The sequence below is a fragment of the Bacillus sp. DE0042 genome (assembly GCF_007680225.1).
GTDB lineage: Bacteria > Bacillota > Bacilli > Bacillales > Bacillaceae_G > Bacillus_A > Bacillus_A wiedmannii.
In genome coordinates, this window is record NZ_VEJP01000009.1 from 46,717 (window position 1) to 71,922 (window position 25,206).

The window sequence follows — 25,206 nt, forward strand, 5'->3', positions numbered from 1 at the left end:
TTATCATTCGTATAAGTGACACTAACTCAAATTTTCGATTTTAAAAATTTGAATTATACCCTTGTACATCATATCACTATAGAATATAGAGGGGAATACATTTTTGGAATAATTCGGAAAAAACCTTATATTTTTCTGATGGAGTTTACATAAAAATACATAAAGAAGAAAGTAAAAAAACTCCACCTAAATTTCCTTTTGAAAAAGGAGAAGTAAGGTGGAGTTTTTTATTATATAAACAATCCAGCGATTGTTGCAGATAAGATAGAAGCAAGTGTTGATGCAAATAACATTTTCCAACCGAATCTAGATACGACACTTCCCTGTTTTTCAGAAAGAGCACGGATTGTCCCAACGATCGCACCAATTTGGCTAATACTTGCGAAGCTAATTAAGAATACTGTAACGATTCCAACTGTGCGTGGAGATAATGTTGATGCAACACCTTTTAAATCAAGGATTGCTACAAACTCGTTTAATACAATCTTCGTACCCATAATTCCACCAGCTGGGATAATATCTTGAGTTGGAATACCCATTAAGAATGCGAATGGAGCAAGTATATAACCGAAGATTTGTTGTAAAGTAACAGCATATCCCATTGCACCTGAAGCTGCGCTAATTACGTAGTTTACAACTTCCATCACACCGATGAAGGCAATCATTAATGCGGCAACGATACCAGCTACTTTTAAACCATCAAGCGCACCGTTAATCATTGCGCCGATAAAGCTGTCTCCGAATAAAGTTCTATCAAATTTTTGAATCACTTCATCTTCTTTTTTCGTATCAACTGGTGTTAATAGCGAACAAACGATTAAGCTTGAGAATAAGTTTAGTGGAAGAGCTGCTAGTACATATTTCGCATCTAACATCATTACGTATGATGCTGTAACAGAAGCAGAAACGGAACTCATTGCAGAACAACAAATAATAAACATACGGTTTTTATTAAAATGCTGTAAATCGTTTTTAATAACGATTAACGCTTCACTTGAACCGAAGAATACAGAGTTTACTGCGTGGAATGACTCGACGCGTGGTAAACCAGTAATTTTTGAAATTGCACCGCCGACAACGCGAACGATGAATGGTAAAACACCTAAATAACTAAAGATAGAAAGTAGTGCTGAGAAAAATACGATAATTAATAATACATTTAAGAAAAAGACAAAATCTCTTTGAATTCCATTAAAGAGAAAATCGACACCTGTCGTACCAAGTTTAATTAGTTTGTTGAAAACTTTACTAATGAAGATGATAATTTGTTGACCAATTTTTGTGCCAAACATAAACCAACCGATTAAAATTTGGAAACCAATCATAATAGCAATTGCACGGAAGTTGATTTTACTTCTATTGTTTGACAAAGCAAAGCATAAACCTAAAACGACAAGAATACCGATAATGCTCATTACATATTGCATGTAGTTGCCCCTTTCAGAAGTTCGTATAAAGTTTGTACATAAAACGCTCGTTATATTACTAAAAATAAAACAAAGAGGTTTTATGTCATACGTAAGATGTCTGACCTTTTAGAAAAATAAAAATAAAAAAAGACCCATATGGATTCACTTTCATCTATGAGAGAAAGCTAATCAATATGAGTCCTTTTTTGCACATAGGCTAATATTCATTAGTTTTCCCCATAGTCCAGCAATTTAAGGTTGCCGGGTAGAAACTCTCGATCCATATTATCGAATATATATGAGGTAACATCGTCCGTATTAAATTAGTAGTAGCGTAACATTAACAGAGAACTATCGTCAATAGCTTTTTTTCTTCCGATAGAAATAGACCATATAAGTATGATAAAATGTAACGCAGTGTTATGAAAAAGAGAGGTCGGAAAATGAGTACAAAAATGACGCCACCAGTTGAAAAAAATGATTTTATAGATGTAGTATTTGAAGATTTAACCCATGATGGTGCCGGTGTTGCGAAAGTAAAGGGCTATCCTATTTTCGTTAAAAACGGATTACCAGGTGAAGAAGCACAAATTAAAATTATTAAAGTGAAGAAAAACTTCGCATTCGGTCGTTTAATGAAGCTTCATACAGAGAGCCCATATCGTAAAGATGCAGAATGCCCAGTGTACAATCAGTGCGGCGGTTGTCAGCTTCAGCACTTAACATATGAAGGACAATTACAAGCGAAAGAAAAACAAGTACGTGACGTTATGCAGCGCATTGGCGGATTAAGCGATGTTCCTGTGCACCCTGTACTTGGTATGAAGAACCCATGGGTATACCGTAACAAAGCACAAGTACCAATTGGAGAACGTGAAGGTGGACTTGTCGCTGGTTTCTATCGTCAAGGAACACATGACATTATTAATATGGAATCATGTTTAATTCAGGCAGAAGAAAACGATACATTAATCCAGGAAGTAAAACGTATTTGTGAAAAACACGGTATTTCGGCATACAACGAAGAGCGTAACAAAGGAACACTTCGCCACGTAATGGCTCGTTACGGACAAGTAACAGGGGAAATCATGCTTGTCTTCATTACTCGTACAGCAGAATTACCAAACAAAAAAGCAATCATTGAAGAAATTGCAGCGAAATTCCCAGAAGTAAAATCGATTGTTCAAAACGTAAACACGAAACGTACAAACGTAATCTTTGGAGACACAACGACAGTACTGTACGGATCAGAATACATTTATGACTTTATCGGTGACATTAAATTTGCAATTTCAGCACGTTCATTCTATCAAGTAAACCCAGAACAAACGAAAGTGTTATACGATAAAACGTTAGAATATGCAAAACTAGATGGCAACGAAACAGTAATTGATGCCTATTGCGGAATTGGATCAATTTCCTTATTCCTAGCGCAAAAAGCGAAAAAAGTGTACGGCGTTGAAATCGTCCCAGAAGCAATCGAAGACGCAAACCGAAACGCAGCACTAAACAACATGACAAACGCTGAGTTTGGCGTAGGAGAAGCAGAAGTAGTTATTCCAAAATGGTACAAAGAAGGCATAATCGCCGACACAATGGTCGTAGATCCACCGCGTAAAGGTTGTGATGATGCACTACTAAACACAATCATCGACATGAAACCAAAACGCGTCGTATACGTATCATGTAACCCAGCAACATTAGCACGTGACTTAAAAGTACTAGAAGAAGGCGGATATAAAACGCAGGAAGTACAACCTGTTGATATGTTCCCGCATACGACTCATGTGGAGTGTGTGGCTTGGCTTAAGTTGGTATAATAGGAAAGCAGTTGATATAGGAAAATCTATACCATCTGCTTTTTGGTTTATTGAGAGTTTGAAATTGTATTCATAGTGAGAGGATTTGAATTTGAAATGATAGATAATTTTTGGCGTGATTTACCACGACCATTTTTCGTACTTGCACCAATGGAAGATGTAACGGACGTTGTTTTCCGTCACGTAGTAAGTGAAGCTGGTAGCCCGGACGTATTCTTCACAGAGTTCACAAACTCGGATAGCTATTGTCATCCAGAAGGTATGAAAAGTGTACGTGGCCGTTTAATTTTTACAGAAGATGAACAACCAATCGTGGCGCATATTTGGGGAGATAATCCTGAATATTTCCGTCAAATGAGTATTGGTATGGCAGAGTTAGGATTTAAAGGTATTGATATTAACATGGGTTGCCCTGTACCGAACGTAGCATCAAGAGGAAAAGGTAGTGGTCTTATTCTACGTCCAGACGTTGCGGCAGAACTTATTCAAGCAGCAAAAGCGGGCGGACTACCTGTCAGCGTAAAAACACGACTGGGCTTTAAAGAGTTAAGCGAATGGAAAGATTGGTTAACGCATATTTTCAAACAAGATATTGCAAACCTTTCTATTCACTTACGTACAAGAGAAGAAATGAGCCAAGTAGATGCGCATTGGGAACTAATTCCGGAAATTAAAAAATTACGTGATCGCATTGCACCAAATACGCTAATAACAATCAACGGAGACATTCCTGACCGTAAAACTGGACTGGAACTTGCTGAAAAATACGGTATTGATGGCGTAATGATCGGACGAGGTATCTTTAAAAATCCGTTTGCTTTCGAAAAAGAGCCAAGAGAGCATAGCAGTAAAGAACACTTAGATCTTTTAAGACTACAACTTGATCTTCAAGATCAATATGCAGAAGTACTGCCACGCTCCATCACAGGGCTTCATCGCTTCTTCAAAATTTATGTAAAAGGCTTCCCTGGAGCTGCTGAATTGAGAAATCAATTGATGAGCACGAAATCAACGAATGAAGTACGCGCATTACTTGATAAGTTTGAGGCGAGTGTTAATGTGGTAGAAGGTAGTGAAACAGTGTAACTTTTGAAAGTTACACTGTTTCACTTTAATTAAGGTGAACTGTACCACAAATAAAAAGTAAAACTTAAGTAAATATAATCAATATATTTCACCTGAATTTTACGTAACATTCACGTTGGAGTCGCCCACTAAATTAGAGTTGCATAAAAAGAAATGGACTAACCTATATCAGATTAGTCCATTTTTAAGTGTGTTAATTAATAGTAAATCCCCATCCTTTTTTGCTTTATTAATATCATCCTTAAATGAAGGAGCTATCCCACTACCAACTAAAATACCTTTTACAGTATTTGATTAAAGGCGTTTCTATCGATAGGATCTTTCTTAATTTCTAATACAATAAATTCGTTATTAGAAATATCTCTTAATAATAAATAAAATCACCCCCATAAGCATTAATCCACCTAAGACTACAAAACCTCCCATTAAAATGTTAAAGTAGTAACTTGACGACATTAATTTATACATGCTAAAAGCATTACTATAATCAACATTTCAGGAGGCAAAATAATGGCAATGAGCAACAACGATATATTAAAAAGAGTAAGGTACGCTTTAGATATAAGAGATATAGATATGGTAGAAATCTTTAAACTTGGTGGTATGGAAGTAACGAAAGAAGACGTAGTTGATATGCTTACAAAAATAAAGAGAGCACCTCAGCATGAATCTGAAAATGATGATGTAATCGAAGATGAGTACGTAAAAACATGCGATATGATGATGTTAGAGGCATTTTTCAATGGATTTATTACTTTAAAAAGAGGGAAGCAAGATTCGAAACCAGGACAACCGGCACCTGTACAAAGCAAAGAGAGTGCGAATAACCTTCTGCTAAAGAAAATGAAAATCGCACTATCTTTAACGAGTGAGGATGTACTTGATATATTAGATAGCGTAGGCGTTATAGTAACAAAGGGAGAACTAGGCGCCCTATTAAGAAAAAAAGGCCATAAAAATTACAAAGAGTGCGGCGATAGATATGCAAGGAATTTCATTAAGGGATTAGGTGTAAAGTATAGAGGGTAATGAGTCCGATGAATTGGTAAATGATATAATAGGTAGAGTAGGGCTTTTGTGTCCTATTCTTTTTTATTTGTAAAATAATACACTAGGTGATGAAATGGTACATACATATTTAGGTGAGACAATTAATTTTCATATAACTTATAAAAAGAAAAAGTCGGTGCGTCTTTTTGTAGATTCGTACGGAAATGTGGAAGTGCAGGCTCCAAAGGGAACACCTGTTGAATACTTAGTCCAGTTGCTAGAGGAGAAGTGGGATTGGATTCAGAAAACACGTAAGGAAATGCAAGAGCGAGCGCTTGGACCACAGGAAAAGGATTATGATCAAGGAGAGGGATTTCTGTATTTAGGAAGTACGTATCCGATACAGATTTCTCAAGATACAAGTATTACGCAAGACAATGCAGTGTTTGAAGGGAATAAGCTACATATTTATGTGAAAGAGCTTAAGGATGAGAAAATACAACAAGCGTTAAAACGATTTTACTATAAGCAGTGTAAGTCATTAGTAGAGAAGAGTATTAAAGTGCATCAAAGTAACTTCAAAACAAAACCGCGTTCTATTCGTATTACAGATAGTAGTCGTACGTGGGGAACTTGTGATTCAAATCTACAACTAACATTCAATTGGAAGCTAGCGATGGCACCACAGCAAGTAATTGATTACGTAGTTGTTCATGAAATGTGCCATATGGTTCATTTAAATCATGATCGATCTTTTTGGCGTCTTGCCGGGAAAATAATGCCCGATTATAAGGAAATGGAGAATTGGTTAGCGTTATCTAGTTGGAAGATGACGGTTTAGTAGGAGTTCCCAACCCGAGGTATTGTGTAAATGAATATTATTATTTGAATCATATAGAGTTATTAATTTTCAGTGCATTGTGATATTATCAAGAATATAAATGGATTAAAATGGAATATTATTGTGGGGGGAGTGAGAAAGTGCAAACAAATAATGTGAAATCAGTCCTTGAAGCGTGGCGTTTGATAGAGTCATTAAATCCAAGTGAAGTTCCTGGTAAGGAAGAAAGAATAAAAAAGAGTTATTTTAAAGATAATCAAGATAGAAATAGAACACAGTTAATACAACTTGAGGAATATCCTTGGGAAGAAAATCAATTGAAAGATGATGAGAATTATAAAGTGCAATATCAGTACTATATGTCTTGTTTTGAACATTATAAACTAGTTGATTTTATAAGGGGAATTTTAAAAAATAGTGACGAGGTTATTAATAAAGATTATAAAACATTATTTGGCTTTTCTTTTTCTGTAGATGATGAAGGGAACTATATTACAGGTTCAATATTTGTTCCTTTGCTTATGTATGTAATGAAAAGGATGATACAGAATACGGAAAATTATTATAGTAATCTTCTTGTTCAATTTGAAGGTCAATTAAAGTTGTTTGAGGAAGAGATAAAAAATACTTTTATTAATGGAGTAACAAGCGAGGCCTTAATCAAAGTTCAGCAAATTTACCAACGTTATTTTTATCAAGTAGAAGATAGTAATATAAATTATTTGGAATTGAAAGTAGTTAAAGCGGATAAGAAGGTTCCTATTCAAAACTTTAATAGTTTTTATTTAAGAGATTTGGTTAATATACTGGAAAAAGGGGAAAATGAAGCGCTTCGTCAGTTTATTGAGGGAGTGAATACTGAACAACGTATAGATATAAATGAGAATCGGGAATATATCGAAACGATTTTACAACCTAGCCGTATACCCGATGGACGTTGGCCATCACCTGTAGAACATAGATTATCATTGATGCAGCAAGTAGCTGTTAACCAGATTTTAAATAGTAATCAACAAATTAGTTCTGTTAATGGGCCACCTGGAACAGGTAAAACTACATTGTTAAAAGATATTTTTGCAAATATTGTAGTTGAAAGGGCAAAGGAAATAATAAAGTTTAAAGATCCTACCCAAGCATTTCAAAAAGAGAAAACAATTAAAGTAGACGATTATCATTATCCAATATACATATTGGCTCCTAATTTAAGAAAATATTCAATGGTAGTTGCATCAAGTAATAACGGGGCTGTTGAAAATATTTCAAAGGATTTACCAAAAGAAAAAGAAGTAATACGTACGTCTAATGAAAAGGAGCCGAATCATTATGATGCTTTGTATGCTGAAGAGGCAAGCGAACTAGAAATGTATTCATCGGTAGCGCAAGATCTTTTAGGAGATGAGATAAAAACATGGGGCCTATTTTCAGGGGTTCTTGGGAAGTCAGAAAATATTTATAACTTTGGTCAAGCCTTGTATAAATCAAAGGAGAATGGTAAAGGATTTATACAGCAACTAGAAGAAGAGAGCAAAATAATAACATTAGAAAACTGGGAAAATGCGGTTGAAGATTTTCAAAATGTTTTTGAATCGATACTTAAGAAAAAAGAAGAACTTCAAAAATTCTCTAATAATTATAAGGTGAATTTATCTTTGAATGACTCATTAGAAAAAAATAAAGAACAAATCCTTATATTTGAAGAAGAGAAAACAAAGATAGATGACAGAAGCGAGTATTTAGAAGTGCAAAGAAAGCTGACAGAGCAACAAATTCAAATGGTACCTAAGCTATCTTTTTTTAAAAGGCTCTTGGGCAAGAAAAATGTTAAAAAACTGGAGTTAGAAAAGGAATTAAATGATATTATTTGTGAATTAAAGGGAAAACAGGAAGAAGCTTATTTAAAAGGGGAACAAATAAAAGATAATAAGAAGATAATAGAGAAAATAAAGGTAGAGAATTCTATTTTTATAGAGCAACAAAATTATTATAAAGAACAGGGTGTAGTACTACCGAGTGAAGAGTATTGGTCAAATTCAAAAGACGCATATGAATATCGTCAACTAAATACAATTTGGCTTACCGATGAATTGAACTTTGAAAGAGGCTTGCTGTTTTTAAAGGCTATGAAAATTCATAAGTTACTACTGGCGTTCAATTTTAAAGCGATTAAATCCACTATACGTTTACTTAATAATCGCACAAAGTTAGATTTGAATGATGCGGAGAATAGAAGGTATTTAAAAAATATTTGGGAAACAATTCATTTAATTACACCTTTAATTAGTACGACTTTTGCAAGTTTTAGTTCTATGTATAAAGGTATAGGAAAGGATAGCATTAATTATTTATTTATAGATGAAGCAGGACAGGCAAGTCCGCAACAGGCAGCTGGTGCTATATGGAGAGCAAAGAATGTAATAGTAGTTGGGGACCCTATTCAAATTGAGCCAGTTGTCACAATCGACCAAACAATTTTAGGGGATATTAGAAAATATTTTAGTATAGATAATAAATATATTGATATGGGAAGTTCTGTTCAAACATTGGCAGATTTAGCAAATCCATATGGTACATTTAATAATTCTGGACAATGGATTGGAACACCATTATGGGTTCATAGAAGGTGTTTAGATCCAATGTTTACAATAGCTAATGAAATAGCTTACGAAAATAAAATGGTATTAGCTCAAAAAGAGCGAGGAAAGAGTGTGTGGTTTGACTGTAAAGGTTTGACCACAGATCGCCAATTTGTAGAGCAACAAGGAAAATTAGTAATAGAGCATATTGTGCGCCTATGGACAAATATTTCAAAACCGCCAAATGTATATATAATTTCTCCTTTTACTGCAGTAAAGGATAGTATGAAACAAGAGTTGGAAAGTAAATTGAAGGATATGAACATCTCTCGTACGTTAATTAAAAATTTCTTGAAAAATTCTATAGGTACTGTTCATACATTTCAAGGAAAGGAAGCAGATGTTGTTTATTTTATAACTGGCACAGATATGAATAGCGATAGTGCGGCTAATTGGTCATGTTCGAAGCCTAATTTGTTAAATGTTGCAGTTACAAGAGCCAAAAAGGAATTTTATGTGGTAGGTGATTATAAACGATTTTCTCAGAAACCGTATTATAAATCTATAGTAGATAATATAGATAATGTTCAGAAGGAAAATATCCATTCAATGAATAAGTAAAATTATTTATAGGTTATGGGTACATTAAAACAAATGACCAATGAGAAGTAAGATGCATTGGTCATTTGTTTTTTTTATAATAGGTGATTATTTGGAGAATTTAACGAAAAAAGTATTATTTAGTTTTACCATCTCATACCCACGATACCCCTCCGAAAGTAAAGCCTGCTGTCCAACAGCGTCACTCATCGGAACACTCTTAACATCCGTCCAATTTCTTTCCTTACCTCCACGCAATTCCTTCACAAAAACATACCGCATACTCCCGCCATATTTCTCCTTCAATGCAACAATCTCCATTCCTTGCGCAAACTTATCTTTTAAACTTGGAATGTTAAAAGGAGCAACGGTGCAGCAAACGTAATCGTATTTGCTATCTTCGTTTTGTAATTCGTCCATGATGACTGTCGCTAATATTTTTTGCATCCCATTTCCTCGGCTGTTCGGGTGAACATTTGAGATTTCTTGATAAATGACGCGATGTAGTTCGCTTTCTGGTATGCCAATATCAAGTCCTAAATGTTCATCGTCAATAGGAGGGACGAGTAGGGCACGAAATGCGATGAGTTCGTTTTCGATAAAAGCACCGATCATCATGCCGTTTCCTTCTAGAATGTATTGAAATTCTTCTAGCGAGAGTGGTTGTAAGCGACTTTTATCCTCTAGCGCCTCAACTACGACGTTTTGTAATGATAAGATTTGTTCGATGTTCTCTAGTGATAGTAATGTAACGTGAAATGACGCGTTATTTTGTTTTAATGATCCTTTGTATAGAACTGTCATGTGTTAGTCCTCCTTTAGCGTACAACGTCTTGAAAGACGGTTAGTTCTTGTAATGTATCTTCATTTATTTCAATGCCGAGTCCTGGCTTTTCGTTTAGGCGAATAAATGGTACGTCGTAATGTAGGTTTCCGATGTCTTTCGTGAACTTTAATGGACCTGTAAGTTCAACGCTCGTAATGATTTTTTTCGAGAAAGCGACATGGAATCCTGCGGAAGAGGCAACGGATGATTCGACCATGGATCCAACTTGGCATTCAATGCTGACCATTTCTGCTTGATGAGCGAGTTTTACAGCGGGATATATGCCGCCGCATTTCATTAGTTTTATATTTACTTTATCAGCCGCGTCTAATTTAATGATTTGGCGCATTTCACGAGAACCTTTTAATCCTTCATCAATCATAAGCGGAAGGTCTGTTTTAGAACGAATGTGAGCCATTGCGTCAATATCGTCTGCGACAACAGGCTGTTCAATCCAGTCGATGTTTAAATGACCTAATGAACGAAGTGCTGTTAATGTGTTGGCGCTATTTTTCCATCCTTGGTTTACATCAACGCGAATCGCAATATCATTTCCTACACGTTCACGTACCGCTTCAATTCTTTTTACATCTTCTTTTACATTCGTACCGACTTTCATTTTGAAAGATTGGTAACCTTTTTGAATCATGGAAGCAGCTTCTTCAGCCATGTCTTCAGGTTCGGCGATACTTAAGACGTGAGTGACAGGGAAGTCTTCATGGTAGCGTCCGCCAATTAATTGATATACAGGTTGATTTAGTTTTTTGCCCATTATATCAAAACAAGCAATATCAATCGCGGCCTTCGCAGTAGGAACACCGTAAATGGTATTGTCCATCATATCGTGTATTTTCTCGATATTCATTGGATTTTGCCCAATGAGCGCAGGAGCAAGTGTATGTTTTAAAGTATGGAAAGTACTTTCCCATGATTCGCCTGTAACGTGATCATCAGCAACGCCCTCACCGTAACCGATAATGCCTTCATCTGTTTCCATTTTGACGATAATAGAAGGCATATCAGAATAAGAACCATAACTAATAACAAACGGATCGCGAAGTGGTAAACGAATTGCGTAAAGATGAATAGCTGTAATTTTCATTAGGTAGAGACCCCTTCCTGTTTACAATAGTTTTGTACATTTGATATAGTTGACGTTAAATAGTCGTTAATTAATGATAAGGAGTTAAAGAAATGATGATAAAAATTGCAGTTGTCGGTTCAAAAGAGTTTATGGAGAATCTTTTACCTATTGCTCATAAACTAGAAGAAATAGAGATTGACCCATATATTTACCTTCATCCGGCGGAATCTTCTGAACTTTTAAAGCGTTTAAAGCCTTGTGATTTCATCTTTTTCTCAGGTGCTTTACCTTATTATATGGCAAAAGAAATAAGAGAACAATTACGAATTCCAAGTACGTATTTACAGCAAGACGAGACAACTGTCGTATCTTCCATTCTTTCTGTCATGTATCACCAACGTATTCAACCACATAAAATTTCAATTGATTTAGTAGACCGCTCATTTATTACAAATGTGTTCCATGATATCGGTATAAAAGAAAGTCCACAAGTGTTAGATTATGAAAATATGCTGTGGAGTAAAGATGAAATAAATAGAGTTATGGATTTTCATATAGCTAAATATCAATCAGGAGAAACTCATTTAGCCTTAACTAGTATTCACGCTGTCTATGATGAACTTCAAAAAATAGGTATTCCTTCAGAGCGTATGATAGATCCGAAGCAATCGATTATACATGGGTTAAAAGATGCGAAAATAAAAGCTGAGTTAGCAAAAAGCCATTCAGCTACTGTTGGTGCTTGTATGATTTCTTCTTTAGAATTACGAGAAGGTTTGCTTGAGCAATTAGATGTCATCTCAAAAGAACTGCGTGGTTCATTTAAAAAAGTCGATGAAATGACGTTCATTTTGTATACGACTCGTGGTGATATTGAATCGATTATAAAAACAAATATGATAAATAATTTATTTGCGAGTATAGAAGGAACGATAGCTATTGGATTTGGTTACGGAAAAACTGTGAAGGAAGCAGAGCAAAATGCTAAAATCGCTCAAAGTTTCGCGAAGAATAATCCAATAGACCACTGTTTTTATATACTAACAAGTGATAAAGAACTATTTGGTCCGTTCCCGAAAGAACAGAGAGTACAAAGTTTGAAGAATGACAACCCAGAACTAATGAAAATAGCGAAGGAAACGAAACTGAGTCCAGCCAACTTGTCAAAAATTATTCAATTTAGTCAATCACATCCGTCATTGAAGTTTACAGCAGCCGATCTTTCTGAATACTTACAAGTAACTCGGCGATCAACAGAAAGGTTATTAAAGAAACTAGTTGATTATGGGTATGCTCATATTTGCGGCGAGGAAATGCCCTATCAACAAGGGCGCCCTCGCGCAATATATGAAATGAATTTACCGGTATCTTTAAGCTTCTAGTTGTGCTTTTTGTTTTTTCAGTAGTTCTGCTTTTTCAATGTCTGATAGTTTTGTAATTGTGAGACCAGTTATGCCGTAAATGATTGAAATAATAGGTACGATGAAATTCAATATAGCATAAGGAGCGTATTCGAATGCGCCAACTCCAAGTGTTGCGAGTATAAATACACCACATGTATTCCAAGGTACGAAAACAGAAGTTAATGTTCCGCCATCTTCTAATGCTCTGGATAAATTTTTAGAATGTAGTCCTTTTTCTGTGTATGCATTTGCGTACATTCTTGAAGGAACAACAATCGAAATATATTGTTCAGAGCAAGTAAGATTTGTTGCAAAGCAAGATGCGATAGTAGAAGCGATAAGTCCTTTTGCTGATGTCGCTAATTTTAAAATTTGATTTACAATTGAGCGAAGAATGCCAGTATGTTCTAATACTCCTCCAAAAGTCATAGCGACAATTGTCATAGAAACTGTATTCATCATCGAATCTAAGCCACCGCGGTTAAAGAGTTCGTCTACTAGCTTGTTGCCAGTGTCTATGACAAATCCATTTTGGAGTGCACCGACAGATGCCGAGACAGAACCACCTTGAATAAAGACTTGTGATAAAAACCCTAAAATAATACCTACGAGAATGGCTGGTATAGCAGGAACTTTTTTAGCGACCAATATCATAACGACTACAGGTATGATTAATAGGAAAGGCGAGATAACAAAGTTTTGTTGCAATACTTGTAACGTTTGATCGATACCTTTTGCATCAATATTATTAGCGCCAAAGCTTCTTCCTAAGAACGCATAAACGATAAGAGTAATAATTAAACCTGGAATTGTAGTAAATAACATATGACGAATATGTGTGAATAAATCTGTATTTGTTAATCCTGCAGCTAAGTTTGTTGTGTCTGAAAGCGGTGACATTTTATCGCCAAAATAAGAACCGGAAATGATAGCGCCGGCAACCATTGGAGCGGGGATTCCCATACTTAGGCCAATTCCCATTCCTGCAACACCAATTGTTCCCATTGTAGACCAAGAGCTACCGATAGCTAATGCAACAATAGAACAAATAATTGTAATTGAAACTAAAAATAGTGATGGAGTTAAAAGATTTAAACCGTAATAAATCATTGTTGCGACGATTCCGCCGCCAATCCAAGCACCAATCGTTAAACCTACTAGAATAATGATAACGATAGCGGGTAACGCGAGGCGAATTCCTTTATACATTGCTTCTTCAATATCGTTCCATTTATAACCGTAACGCCAAGCGACGATAGAAGCAACGGTTGTACCGATAATAAGTGGGACGTGAGGGCTTTGTTTTAATACAACAATTGTAACCATCATAACTGCAACTGTAATGATAATAGGGATCATTGCTACGCCAAAAGGTATTTCTTTTTTCATAAACTGCCTCCTCATTATGTATGTTTGTATTTTTAGAATTGTCGCAAAATAGACGTTATTAAATTATAATAACTAAAAATCGATATGAGCGTCAATAAAAAACAGAAAATAAGGAATGTTCTATCGTTATGAAGTGAGTTGTCGATCGTATTTAAAAATAAACAATTGACTTTTTTCTTAAAATTCAATATGTTCATAAAAACATCTGTTTTTCATAAGTATAATTAACCTGAATGGTTTTGGAATTTGGGAAGGAGAATGTAGCTTTGAAAACATTAGAACTACAAGAGCGGTTAACTGAAATTTTTCAGCATTTACATGAAAACCCTGAAGTGAGTTGGAAAGAGTATGAAACGACAGCGTATATTACTAACTTTTTAAAAGAAGAAGGAATTTCATATAAAATATTTGATGATTGCCCAGGCGTGATTGCTGAAATTGGAAGCGGAAATCCAGTTATTGCAATTCGTGCCGATATGGATGCACTTTGGCAAGAAGTGGACGGAGAGTTTAAAGCGAATCATTCATGTGGTCATGATGCTCATATGACCATTGTGATGGGGCTTATTTTACAATTGAAAAATATGAGATGGGATAGTGGGACGGTTAGATTTATTTTTCAGCCAGCAGAGGAAAAAGGAAATGGTTCTTTAAAGATGGTAGATAAGGGTGCTGTGGATGATGCTGATTTCTTATTTGGTGTTCATCTAAGACCGATTGAAGAACTACCTTTGAAACAAGCTGCCCCATCTATTCGTCACGGAGCAGCAGGATTTTTAGAAGGAACGATTCATGGAGATGATGCACATGGGGCACGTCCACATCAAGGGATAAATGCAATTGATGTCATTTCTATGATCAATATCGGTTTGAAAAATATATGGCTACCACCGCAAAGTTCATATTCAGTGAAGATGACAAGGTGTCAAGCTGGTGGAGATAATTTGAATATTATTCCGGGTAACGGCCATTTTAGCTTAGATGTTAGGGCAGAGAGTAATACATTATTAGAAGAATTGAAGAAAAAAATAGAGCATGTAATAGAATCGGCCGCATCGATGGGATCGAAAACCTCATACAAATGGATCGACCTTGCACCAGGAGCTGAAGTGTCAGAAGAAGCTGAGCGCTTTATGCGAAAAGGCATTCTTGAAGTATACGGGGAAGAGGGATGCACTGGACCGCTGTATACGACAGGAAGCGATGATTTCCATTACTACACAGTGAAAAGACCACATTTAAAAGCTGTCATGCTTGGACTAGGGGCCAACCTACAACCTGGATTACACCATCCATATATGAAGTTCGATCATAGTTGTATTATGGATGGAGTAGAAATATTGAAACAAACTGTATTGAAAGTATTAGAGGACAGGGGCTAGATAGCTCCTGTTTTTTTGTAGGAATTTGTCGGTAAGTCGATATTCCTTGTTGAAACATCGATATATTGAAAAAAACGTTTATATAATTTCACGTATCAGTTAGCTTGATGTAAAATGAGTCTCCAGTACATGGTGTATAATAATAAGTACCATTTTCTAATAGGAGAAGACGAATGAACGAACAATATTACGATGCAGTATTACATATAAAAACTGTCGGTGAGCAAAAGGTCTTTAATAAATCTATGCATTATCACCGTTATGAACCGACGCCATATAGCGGATTAGATGAGTTATTGAATCAATATGAAATAAGAAGTAGCGATCAGGTTGTAGATTTTGGGTGCGGAAAAGGACGATTAAACTTTTACATGCACCATAAGTGTGGTGCTTCAGCGGTTGGAATTGAAATGAATGAAGAGTTCTATAAAGAAGCCATGGATAATCTTGATCGTTATGCACGAAAGGTAAGAAACAGTAAAGATAAAATTCGGTTTGAATGTTGTTTAGCGCAGGAATATGAGATTAATCCACGTGATAATCGGTTTTATTTCTTTAATCCATTTTCTGTACAAGTGTTTATGAATGTAGTAAATAACATTTTGCTTTCGGTAGAGGAAACAGAGAGAGAAGTGGATATTATTTTATACTATCCTTCTGAAGATTATATTTTCTTCTTGGAGAATCAGACTGCGTTTGAATTGAAGAGGGAAGTAAGGTTGCCTGGTTCTTATGAGAAAAATGGGAATGAAAGATTTTTAGTGTATACATTAAGAATATAAAAAAGCAGGTGCCAAGGCACCTGCTTTTCTTTACTCACGTCTATAAATTAGTTACGGATTAAGTAATCAAATGCACCTAAAGCTGCGTTTGCACCTGAACCCATAGAGATGATGATTTGTTTGTACGGATTATTTGTACAGTCACCTGCAGCAAACACTCCTGGTACGTTTGTAGCGCCGTGCTTGTCTGTTACGATTTCACCGCGAGCGCGTTCAACTGTTTCGCCTAACCAGTCTGTGTTTGGCACAAGACCGATTTGTACGAATACACCTTGTAATTCAACGTGATGAACTTCTTCAGTTTCACGATCGATGTAAGAAATACCGTTTACTTTATCAGTACCAGTGATTTCTTTCGTTTGAACGTTTTTCAGAACAGTTACGTTTGGTAAGCTGTTAAGACGCTCTTGTAATACAGCATCAGCTTTTAATTCTGGCATGAATTCAAGAACAGTTACGTGCTTAACGATACCTGCTAAGTCGATAGCTGCTTCAATACCAGAGTTACCTCCACCGATAACTGCTACGTCTTTTCCAATGAATAATGGACCGTCACAGTGTGGGCAGTATGCTACACCTTTATTTTTGAACTCAGCTTCACCTGGTACGCCAACGTTACGCCAGCGAGCACCTGTTGAAACGATTACGCTTTTACTTTTCAGAATAGCGCCGTTTTCAAGTTCCACTTCAATAAGTTCTTTTTTCTCTAAACGTTTTGCACGTTGTAGATTCATTACATCGATGTCGTATTCTTTTACGTGCTCTTCAAGGCTCGCTACTAGCTTAGGACCTTCAGTGCGTTTTACGCTGATGAAGTTCTCAATACCCATAGTATCCATTACTTGACCACCGAAGCGCTCAGCAACGATACCAGTGCGGATGCCTTTACGTGCTGCATAAATTGCTGCACTTGCACCAGCAGGGCCGCCACCAACAACAAGAACATCGTATGGATCTTTATCAGAAAGCTCTGATGCATCTGGACCGTTACCCATTTTAGCTAAAATTTCTTCAAGTGTCATACGACCGCTTCCGAAAGATTCGCCGTTTAGGAAAACTGTTGGTACTGCCATGATGTCTTTGCTTTCTACTTCCTCTTTGAATGCAGCGCCATCAATCATAGTATGTGTAATACCAGAGTTTAGAACGCTCATTACGTTAAGAGCTTGTACAACATCAGGACAGTTATGACAACTTAAGCTGATATAAGATTCAAAATGATATTCGCCTTGAATGTTTTTAATTTGATCGATTAATTTTTGTTCAACTTTTGGAGCGCGTCCACTTACTTGTAGTAAAGCTAACACTAATGAAGTAAATTCGTGTCCTAATGGAATACCAGCGAATACGACACCAGTGTCTTCACCAGGGCGATTTACGCTAAAGCTTGGTGTTCTCTCTAATTCAACTTTTTCTACTGTAATCTTAGATGACATAGTAGCTAATTCGTCTACTAGAGCTAACATATCTTTAGATACGTCGTCGTCTCCAGCGCTTACTTTAAGTAAAATATCGTTCTCCATTAACTGAAGGTATTGGGATAGTTGTGTTTTTATATCTGCATCTAGTATCATTTTGATCGAACTCCTTAGATTTTGCCTACAAGGTCAAGGCTTGGTTTAAGTGTTGCAGAACCCTCTTGCCATTTAGCTGGGCAAACTTCACCTGGGTTGTTACGTACGTATTGAGCTGCTTTAATTTTGTTAACAAGAATGCTTGCGTCACGGCCGATACCGTCAGCATTGATTTCCATAGATTGGATAACGCCGTCTGGATCGATGATGAATGTACCACGAGCAGCAAGACCTTCTTCTTCCATTAAAACGTTGAAGTTTGTAGTGATTGTGCGAGTTGGGTCACCAATCATAATGTATTCGATTTTGCCGATAGTTTCTGAGCTATCATGCCATGCTTTGTGAGTGAAGTGAGTGTCTGTAGATACAGAGTATACTTCAACGCCTAAGTCTTTAAGAGCTGCGTATTGGTTTTGTAAGTCTTCAAGTTCAGTTGGGCAAACGAATGTGAAGTCAGCTGGGTAGAAACAAACTACACTCCATTTTCCTTTTAAACTTTCGTCAGTAACTTGGATAAATTCTCCATTATGGTAAGCATTAGCTTTAAACGGTTTTACTTCTGTGCCGATTAATAACATATTAAAATTCCTCCTAAATGTTGGTTTTGAGCATCAAAAAATAGTGTGCTCATAAAATATATTTTTTAATTAACTATAATAATTCTAATTCGATATTAATTATCATATAGAAGTGGTTATTTTGTCAAGAGAATAAACCAACTTTATATCAATTTAATTAATATTAATTCTCAATTAAGGGTGTTAGAGAATTAAAAGGTAGTTTTCATGTAATCGATTTTCAATGAGTATATAAAAGAGTAGTGTGTATGTTAGAGACATGGTGTAAGTATAAATTGTTAGGAAGAGAATACTTCTTAGAAGTTGTGGAGTTGAAAAGGATTGCTTATTTCTATTTTACAAAGAATTGTGTGATAAATAAAATAAAATGAATTAAAATCTTTTTGAACAATTTTTGTCATCTCAAATATATAATTAGGAAGTATAGTGCAATGATATAGAAACATTGACTCAAGGTGCTAACAAGATATAATAAAATCTAGATATACCTTTCAAAAAGAAGATATAATATAGGATGAAAAAATTTCACCCTATTATTTTTTACGACCTTTAGAAAACGCTTACAATTAGTGTGGAGGGGAAACCATGTCTAAGTTCACAAAGTATTTTTTAATGGAAGCTAACGATGTGATTGTATATGTGAAAGAGAAATTATGTAAGTTTGAGGATGCAAAGGGGTTACAGTGTAAAGAAATAGGCGATGGTAATTTAAATTATGTATTCCGCGTTTGGGATGAACAGAAGAATATTTCTGTCATTGTAAAGCAAGCTGGGCATACAGCACGCATTTCAGATGAGTTTAAGTTGTCGACGAATCGTATTCGTATAGAATCAGATGTTTTACAGTTAGAGGAGGAGTTAGCACCTGGGCTTGTTCCAAAGGTATATTTGTTTGATAGTGTGATGAATTGTTGCGTAATGGAAGATTTATCGGACCATACAATATTACGTACAGCACTTATAAATCATCAAATGTTTCCAAAGCTTGCGGATGATGTAACGACCTTTTTGGTAAACACACTCTTATTAACGTCAGATGTTGTAATGAATCATAAAGAGAAGAAGGAACTTGTGAAAAATTATATAAATCCTGAGTTATGTGAAATTACAGAAGACCTCGTCTACGCTGAGCCATTTACAAATCATAATAAGCGTAACGAGTTATTTCCGTTAAATGAAGGATGGATTAGAGAGCATATTTATAGTGATAAAGGGCTTCGTATGGAAGTAGCAAAACTTAAGTTTTCTTTTATGACGAATGCACAGGCGCTTATTCATGGTGATCTGCATACGGGTTCTGTTTTTGTGAAAAATGATTCTACGAAGATTATTGATCCTGAGTTTGCCTTTTATGGACCAATGGGATATGACGTTGGGAATGTAATGGCGAATTTAATGTTTGCTTGGGTGAATGCAGATGCGACTATGAAGCCTGGGGCTGAGAAAGATGCGTATATGGGTTGGCTACAATCGACAATGGTAGAGGTAATTGATTTATTTAAGAAGAAGTTTTTAGATGCTTGGAATATTCATGTGACCGAGATTATGGCGAAGGAAGAAGGCTTTAACGAAGTATATTTACAATCTGTATTAGAAGATACGGCTGCAGTGACGGGCCTTGAGTTAATTCGTCGTATTGTTGGGCTAGCGAAAGTGAAAGATATTACTTGTATTGAGAATGAGGAAACACGTGCTAGAGCGGAACGCATTTGTCTTCAAGTAGCGAAGAAGTTTATTTTACGAGCGAATCAATATAAAACAGGCACAAGCTTTGTAGAAACGTTAAAGGAACAGTCAATGCACTATGCGAAGTAAGGGGAGAAGATGATGGAAGAACAATTAATACCCATTCAGTGGAAAGATAATGCTTTAGTTTTATTAGATCAAACATTATTACCGAATGAGGTTGTCTATGAATCTTTCAAGACAGCTGAAAGTGTGTGGGATGCCATTCAAGTAATGAAAGTAAGAGGAGCACCAGCGATTGGTGTTTCAGCAGCGTATGGTGTGTATTTAGGAACAAAGGAAGTTATTCAAAGTAAGATGGAAGACTTTATAGAGGAAGTCAAAAAGGTATGTGCATATTTGGCAACATCAAGGCCAACAGCAGTAAACTTATTTTGGGCACTTGAAAGAATGGAAGCGGTAGCGACAGAGAACTCACATTTATCAATCGTCCAGTTGAAAGATAGATTACTAGAAGAGGCAAAAGAGATTCATAGAGAAGATGAAGAAATTAACCGTCAAATCGGAGAACATGCATTAACATTATTCCATGATGGAATGGGAGTATTAACACATTGTAATGCTGGTGCGTTAGCGACGACTAAGTATGGGACTGCGACAGCTCCAATGTACTTAGCGAAAGAAAAAGGATGGGACTTAAAAATCTTTTCGGATGAAACACGTCCTAGATTACAAGGTTCAACGTTAACAGCATTAGAACTACAACGAGCGGGGATTGATGTTACTGTCATTACGGATAATATGGCAGCTATGGTCATGTCACAAGGGAAGATTGATGCGGTAATCGTTGGGTGCGACCGTGTGGCAGCAAACGGTGATGTAGCAAATAAAATTGGGACATTAGGCGTATCTATTTTAGCAAAATACTACAACATTCCGTTTTATGTAGCAGCACCAACACCGACAATCGACTTAAAAACACCGACAGGAAAAGAAATTCCAATCGAGGAAAGAGATGCTTCTGAAGTGATTAATCGCTTCGGACAATATTCTGCTCCGAAAGAAAGTAAAGTATATAATCCGGCATTTGATGTCACACCACATGAAAATGTAACAGCGATTATTACGGAAAAAGGGATTGTAAAAGCGCCGTTTACGGAGAATTTAAAAAAGCTATTTCAATAAGTAGATAGATTTAAAAAGTCAGTCATCATAAGCTTCATACTTAGGGGGATGTATATGTTATTACAAAAAGAAAGAGAAGAAATTGTAGCGTATGGAAAGAAAATGATTTCTAGCGGTTTAACAAAGGGGACAGGCGGCAATATTAGTATTTTCAATCGCGAGCAAGCTCTTGTTGCAATTAGCCCAAGTGGTTTAGAGTATTATGAAACAAAACCTGAAGATGTAGTTATATTAAACTTAGATGGTGAAGTGGTAGAGGGAGAGAGAAAGCCATCAAGCGAGTTAGACATGCACCTTATTTATTATAGAAATCGTGAAGATATAAATGCGCTTGTGCATACACATTCACCTTATGCGAAGACGATTGCATCATTAGGATGGGAACTTCCTGCAGTATCGTATTTAATCGCTTTCGCAGGCCCGAATGTACGCTGTGCACCGTATGAAACATTTGGTACGAAGCAATTAGCAGATGCTGCTTTTGAAGGCATGATTGATCGTCGTGCCGTTTTACTTGAGAACCACGGTTTAATTGCAGGTGCAAATAACATAAAAATGGCGTTTACTGTTGCAGAAGAAATTGAGTTTTGTGCGCAAATTTATTATCAAACGAAAAGCGTCGGAGAGCCGAAGCTATTGCCAGAAGATGAGATGGCGAATTTGGCGAAGAAGTTTGAAGGGTATGGGCAGCAGTAAATGAAGAAACCCCCTCAAGAAAAAATCTTGAGGGGGTTTCTTTACGCCTTCTTAAGCAACAAATACATAAAGTAAGGAGCACCAATTAAAGCAACGACAATACCTGCTGGGATGCCATTAGGTTCAACGATGTTTCGGCCAATTGTATCTGCTAATAGCAATAGCCATCCGCCGATTAAAAGGGCGATAGGCATGAAAATTTGATGTCTTGGACCTACTAAAGATTTCGCGATATGAGGAGCCATTAGTCCGATAAAACTAATTCCTCCTGTTACGGAAACAGCTGCAGCAGCAAGCGCAACGGCTGCAACTAATAAGTATCTGCGTTCTTTTTCAATTTCAATTCCAACACCGATTGCGACTGGCTCGTTTAATGCTAGAATGTTTAATCGATTTGCTTTATAGAAAACGAACGGAATTAATACGATTAACCATGGGAGCATTGCTAAAACGAAGACCCAGTCATCTCCCCAAATGTTTCCGGCAATCCACTTGGCGATAAAGTCCACTTTCATACGATCAGCGGATGAAATAAGGACAATCATCATTCCAGATAGTGCAAATGAAAAACCAATACCAGTTAATGTTAGTCGGATTGGCTGAAGCCCAGTTGATTTGCTATATGAAAATACGTAGATTAGAACAGCTGTAAGAAAAGCCCCAATAAATCCAACGACTGGTAGTAAGTAAAGAAATGAACCTACATCTATTGGAAAGTATAAAAAGAAAATAGCAACAGCAACACCGGCCCCAGAGTTGATTCCGAGAATACCAGGTTCAGCTAAATCATTTCGAGTAATTCCTTGGAAGATAGCCCCTGATAAAGCGAGAGCCATACCAGCTAATAATGTAATAACAATTCTAGGTAGTCTTAAAGAGTATAAAACAAACTCCTCTTTAAAAGTCCCTTGTCCCATTAATGTTGGGAGTAGTCGATCATAAGATAAAGATGCTGAACCAAGTCCCATTCCAACTACAATGGTGGTGATGGTCAGTATTAGTAAAGCGAGTATAATAAGACGTTGTTTTCTTAGAATAGATTGCATCATGAGAATGTTTTTCCTCCTTTACGTACAACGAATAGGAAGAATGGCAGCCCTACAATTGCGACAATAGCGGCAACTGGTGTTTCATATGGAGCGTTAATAGTACGTCCGATTGTATCTGCAAGTAGCATAAAGGAAGCTCCAGCAATTGCTGACATCGGTATAACAAATCGGTAATCTGGACCGACAATTGGGCGTACCATGTGAGGTACCATTAAACCGATAAATGCCATATTTCCGACAAGCGCTACAGAAGCACCAGCAAGTAAGATAATAATGATAAATAGAATGGTTTTAATAACAATAATTTTTTGACCTAGTCCAATAGCCACTTCTTCACTGAAACTAAGAACTGTCAATTTTTTTGCTAGTAAGATAGCGATAAAGATACTAATTGAAATGACTGGAATAATAATTTTCAATTGGCTCCAAGTAGTTCCAATTACGCCCCCGGCAGTCCAAAGTGATACATCTTGTGAAATTTTGAAGTAAATACCGACTCCTTCTGAAATTGCGAGTAGAAATGCTGAAACGGCAGCACCGGCTAATACAATTCGAAGAGGGGACAGCCCGCCTTTTTTCACCATACCAATTCCAAATACCATAATCGCGCCAATTGCAGCACCGATAAAGCAAGCAAATGTTAAGTAAAGATAGCTTATGGAAGGGTTGAAGGCTAGCGTTAACGCAAGTGCAGCATTTGCTCCACCAGATAGCCCTAATAATCCAGGATCTGCAAGTGGATTTCGTGTTAATCCTTGCATAATTGCTCCAGAAACAGCAAGGCCCGCTCCTACAAAAATAGCAGCAACTTCACGTGGCAAACGTATTTCGCGAATAATAGATATTTTGTCCCCTTTAGCGGAGGATGTGAGTGCTAACCATACGTCTTTTATTGAAGTATCTGCAGCACCTAATACCATTGCCACCATAAAAATAAGAAAGAATGCAATTATGCTCAAAATGAGTTTGTATGTAAAAGCTATAGAACGTGGATTGTCGTGATCTTTTGTCATTCGTTTCACATCTTTTCTGTTCATAGAATAAAGGAAGAGGAATTCTTAATTTAAGAATTCCTCATGTTTGTATTATTTACCAAGAAAGCTCTTCTTGAAGAAGTCTAGTTGGAAGTCTAATGTAAGTGGATCATTGAAATAGAATTCCATCATGTTTGCTTCGTATACGCGATTATTTTTTACTGCTGGGATGTTTTTATATGATTCTGTCTCTTGGAATGAGTTATCAGTATCTTTGTTTTTACTTACGATTAAGTAATCACCAGCAAATTCAGGTAATACTTCAGTAGATAATGCGTAGTAACCTTCTTTTAATGCTTTTTCTTTTACTTTTTCAGGCATTTTTAATTTCATTTCTTGGTACAGAATTTCTGTTCCACGGCCCCAGTTTTCGCCGTATACATAAAGCTGTTTGTTGAAGTTTTCTACAACAGAAACTGTTGCATCTTCACCAATTTTTGCTTTAATTTCTTTACCAGCGTCTTGTGCACGTTTCTTGAAGTCATCAACCCAAGTTTTTGCTTCTTTTTCTTTGTTTAATAACTTACCGATTTCTAAATGCTGTGTTAAGTAATCAACTTTTCCGTAAGTGTACGTTACAGTAGGAGCGATCTTCTTTAACTTATCAACATTTTTAATATTTGATAAACCAATGATTAAATCTGGATTTAGTTCAGCGATTTTTTCAACGTTTTCATCTGATACTTCAGCAACATCTTTAAGTTTGCTATCAAAGCGTGGGTTTTGTTTAGACCATGAATCTACCCCAACAAGATTTACATCTAATGACATTACGTTACCAGCGAATGATGATAAAACAACAACGCGTTTTGGATTTGCAGGAACTTCTACTTTACCATTTTCAGATTGGTATGTAATTGTTTCTGATTTACTACCTTTTGCATCGTTCTTTTTGTCTGTAGAGCCATTACTACAAGCGCTCATAACAAGAACGAAAAGAACTGTTAGTGAAATAAATAACTTTTTCATTGTCTTTCTCCTTTAACATAGATGATATGTGTATATAATAATTTGTTTAACTGCAATCTTTTTGAAAGAGTAGTGGTAATGCAAAATGCTTATTAAAAATCTTGAATATGAGATACTACAATATAGTATTAACCATATTAATAAAAGAAGATGTAATCTCAAATTTGCTAATTATTAACAAATTGATAATGATTATCACTATTGATTCTTTAAATAATATAATTTTATATAGGTGTATTGTCAATAGTAA

20 protein-coding genes and 1 riboswitch are annotated in these 25,206 nt (G+C 36.2%); of the genes, 11 read left to right on the forward strand and 9 right to left on the reverse strand.

The features are described 5' to 3' along the window. Positions 1-230: 230 nt before the first annotated feature. Positions 231-1,427: a NupC/NupG family nucleoside CNT transporter gene (locus FS802_RS25995; RefSeq protein ID WP_001200511.1), complete on the reverse strand. Its 1,197-nt coding sequence runs from the start codon at positions 1,425-1,427 to the stop codon at positions 231-233. 202 nt (positions 1,428-1,629) lie between these two features. Then, positions 1,630-1,731, reverse strand: a riboswitch (purine riboswitch). Positions 1,732-1,852: 121 nt separating this feature from the next. On the opposite strand from FS802_RS25995, the gene rlmD reads away from it, so the two are divergent. The 5 genes from rlmD to FS802_RS26025 all read left to right on the forward strand — a co-directional run bounded on the left by rlmD (position 1,853) and on the right by FS802_RS26025 (position 9,340). Further along, positions 1,853-3,229 (forward strand): 23S rRNA (uracil(1939)-C(5))-methyltransferase RlmD, encoded by a 1,377-nt coding sequence (rlmD, locus tag FS802_RS26000; RefSeq protein ID WP_016133496.1) that lies wholly within the window; start codon positions 1,853-1,855, stop codon positions 3,227-3,229. Positions 3,230-3,325: 96 nt separating this feature from the next. After that, positions 3,326-4,315, forward strand: coding sequence for a tRNA dihydrouridine synthase (locus tag FS802_RS26005; protein WP_000566699.1), 990 nt, complete (start codon positions 3,326-3,328; stop codon positions 4,313-4,315). A 510-nt stretch (positions 4,316-4,825) separates the two neighbouring features. Next, a complete protein-coding gene (locus FS802_RS26015; protein WP_098653529.1) occupies positions 4,826-5,344 on the forward strand; it encodes a YehS family protein in 519 nt (172 codons plus the stop codon). Between the two features lie 94 nt (positions 5,345-5,438). Continuing rightward, positions 5,439-6,146: a M48 family metallopeptidase gene (locus tag FS802_RS26020; RefSeq protein ID WP_098653530.1), complete on the forward strand. Its 708-nt coding sequence runs from the start codon at positions 5,439-5,441 to the stop codon at positions 6,144-6,146. Between the two features lie 140 nt (positions 6,147-6,286). Continuing rightward, complete coding sequence (locus FS802_RS26025) at positions 6,287-9,340, forward strand: DEAD/DEAH box helicase (RefSeq protein WP_098653531.1); 3,054 nt, start codon at positions 6,287-6,289, stop codon at positions 9,338-9,340. 87 nt (positions 9,341-9,427) lie between these two features. Here the strand turns inward: FS802_RS26025 and FS802_RS26030 are convergent, their stop codons facing one another. Together FS802_RS26030 and FS802_RS26035 are read right to left on the reverse strand one after the other, a co-directional pair. Continuing rightward, positions 9,428-10,123, reverse strand: coding sequence for an N-acetyltransferase (locus FS802_RS26030; protein WP_098653532.1), 696 nt, complete (start codon positions 10,121-10,123; stop codon positions 9,428-9,430). A 14-nt stretch (positions 10,124-10,137) separates the two neighbouring features. Then, positions 10,138-11,247, reverse strand: a complete 1,110-nt coding sequence (locus FS802_RS26035; RefSeq protein ID WP_098653533.1) for a mandelate racemase/muconate lactonizing enzyme family protein — start codon at positions 11,245-11,247, stop codon at positions 10,138-10,140. 92 nt (positions 11,248-11,339) lie between these two features. Between FS802_RS26035 and FS802_RS26040 the strand changes: the two genes are divergently transcribed. Further along, positions 11,340-12,611 (forward strand): transcriptional regulator, encoded by a 1,272-nt coding sequence (locus tag FS802_RS26040; protein WP_098653534.1) that lies wholly within the window; start codon positions 11,340-11,342, stop codon positions 12,609-12,611. Here the strand turns inward: FS802_RS26040 and nhaC are convergent. Then, on the reverse strand, positions 12,600-14,021 hold the full coding sequence (gene nhaC / locus FS802_RS26045) for a Na+/H+ antiporter NhaC (RefSeq protein ID WP_098653535.1): 1,422 nt from the start codon (positions 14,019-14,021) through the stop codon (positions 12,600-12,602). The genes FS802_RS26040 and nhaC overlap by 12 nt on opposite strands. Before the next feature lie 266 nt (positions 14,022-14,287). On the opposite strand from nhaC, the gene FS802_RS26050 reads away from it, so the two are divergent. Together FS802_RS26050 and FS802_RS26055 are read left to right on the forward strand one after the other, a co-directional pair. Beyond that, positions 14,288-15,403 carry a M20 peptidase aminoacylase family protein gene (locus FS802_RS26050; protein WP_098653536.1) on the forward strand — a complete coding sequence of 372 codons (1,116 nt, stop codon included), beginning with the start codon at positions 14,288-14,290 and terminating at the stop codon, positions 15,401-15,403. A 173-nt stretch (positions 15,404-15,576) separates the two neighbouring features. After that, on the forward strand, positions 15,577-16,185 hold the full coding sequence (locus FS802_RS26055) for an SAM-dependent methyltransferase (RefSeq protein ID WP_098653537.1): 609 nt from the start codon (positions 15,577-15,579) through the stop codon (positions 16,183-16,185). A 47-nt stretch (positions 16,186-16,232) separates the two neighbouring features. Here FS802_RS26055 and ahpF read toward each other — a convergent pair whose 3' ends face one another. Further along, positions 16,233-17,759, reverse strand: a complete 1,527-nt coding sequence (gene ahpF, locus FS802_RS26060; protein WP_000599491.1) for an alkyl hydroperoxide reductase subunit F — start codon at positions 17,757-17,759, stop codon at positions 16,233-16,235. A gap of 14 nt (positions 17,760-17,773) precedes the next feature. Further along, positions 17,774-18,337: an alkyl hydroperoxide reductase subunit C gene (gene ahpC, locus FS802_RS26065; RefSeq protein WP_000924417.1), complete on the reverse strand. Its 564-nt coding sequence runs from the start codon at positions 18,335-18,337 to the stop codon at positions 17,774-17,776. 585 nt (positions 18,338-18,922) lie between these two features. Here ahpC and mtnK point away from each other — a divergent pair. The 3 genes from mtnK to FS802_RS26080 are packed head-to-tail and all read left to right on the forward strand — an operon-like array spanning position 18,923 to position 21,904. Next, positions 18,923-20,152, forward strand: a complete 1,230-nt coding sequence (mtnK, locus tag FS802_RS26070; RefSeq protein WP_098653538.1) for an S-methyl-5-thioribose kinase — start codon at positions 18,923-18,925, stop codon at positions 20,150-20,152. A 12-nt stretch (positions 20,153-20,164) separates the two neighbouring features. Beyond that, entirely contained in the window at positions 20,165-21,208 is a 1,044-nt protein-coding gene (gene mtnA, locus FS802_RS26075) for an S-methyl-5-thioribose-1-phosphate isomerase (protein WP_000392502.1), read from the forward strand. 54 nt (positions 21,209-21,262) lie between these two features. After that, positions 21,263-21,904, forward strand: a complete 642-nt coding sequence (locus FS802_RS26080; RefSeq protein ID WP_000926542.1) for an L-fuculose-phosphate aldolase — start codon at positions 21,263-21,265, stop codon at positions 21,902-21,904. Positions 21,905-21,945: 41 nt separating this feature from the next. Here FS802_RS26080 and FS802_RS26085 read toward each other — a convergent pair whose 3' ends face one another. Genes FS802_RS26085 through FS802_RS26095 form a run of 3 tightly spaced genes read right to left on the reverse strand, consistent with a single transcriptional unit; the run spans position 21,946 to position 24,956 of the window. Next, on the reverse strand, positions 21,946-22,953 hold the full coding sequence (locus FS802_RS26085) for a FecCD family ABC transporter permease (protein WP_000983741.1): 1,008 nt from the start codon (positions 22,951-22,953) through the stop codon (positions 21,946-21,948). Beyond that, entirely contained in the window at positions 22,950-23,990 is a 1,041-nt protein-coding gene (locus FS802_RS26090; RefSeq protein WP_002096896.1) for a FecCD family ABC transporter permease, read from the reverse strand. Before FS802_RS26090 ends, FS802_RS26085 begins: the two co-directional genes overlap by 4 nt. Positions 23,991-24,038: 48 nt before the next feature. Continuing rightward, positions 24,039-24,956: an iron-hydroxamate ABC transporter substrate-binding protein gene (locus FS802_RS26095; protein ID WP_000732569.1), complete on the reverse strand. Its 918-nt coding sequence runs from the start codon at positions 24,954-24,956 to the stop codon at positions 24,039-24,041. Between the last annotated feature and the right edge of the window lie 250 nt (positions 24,957-25,206).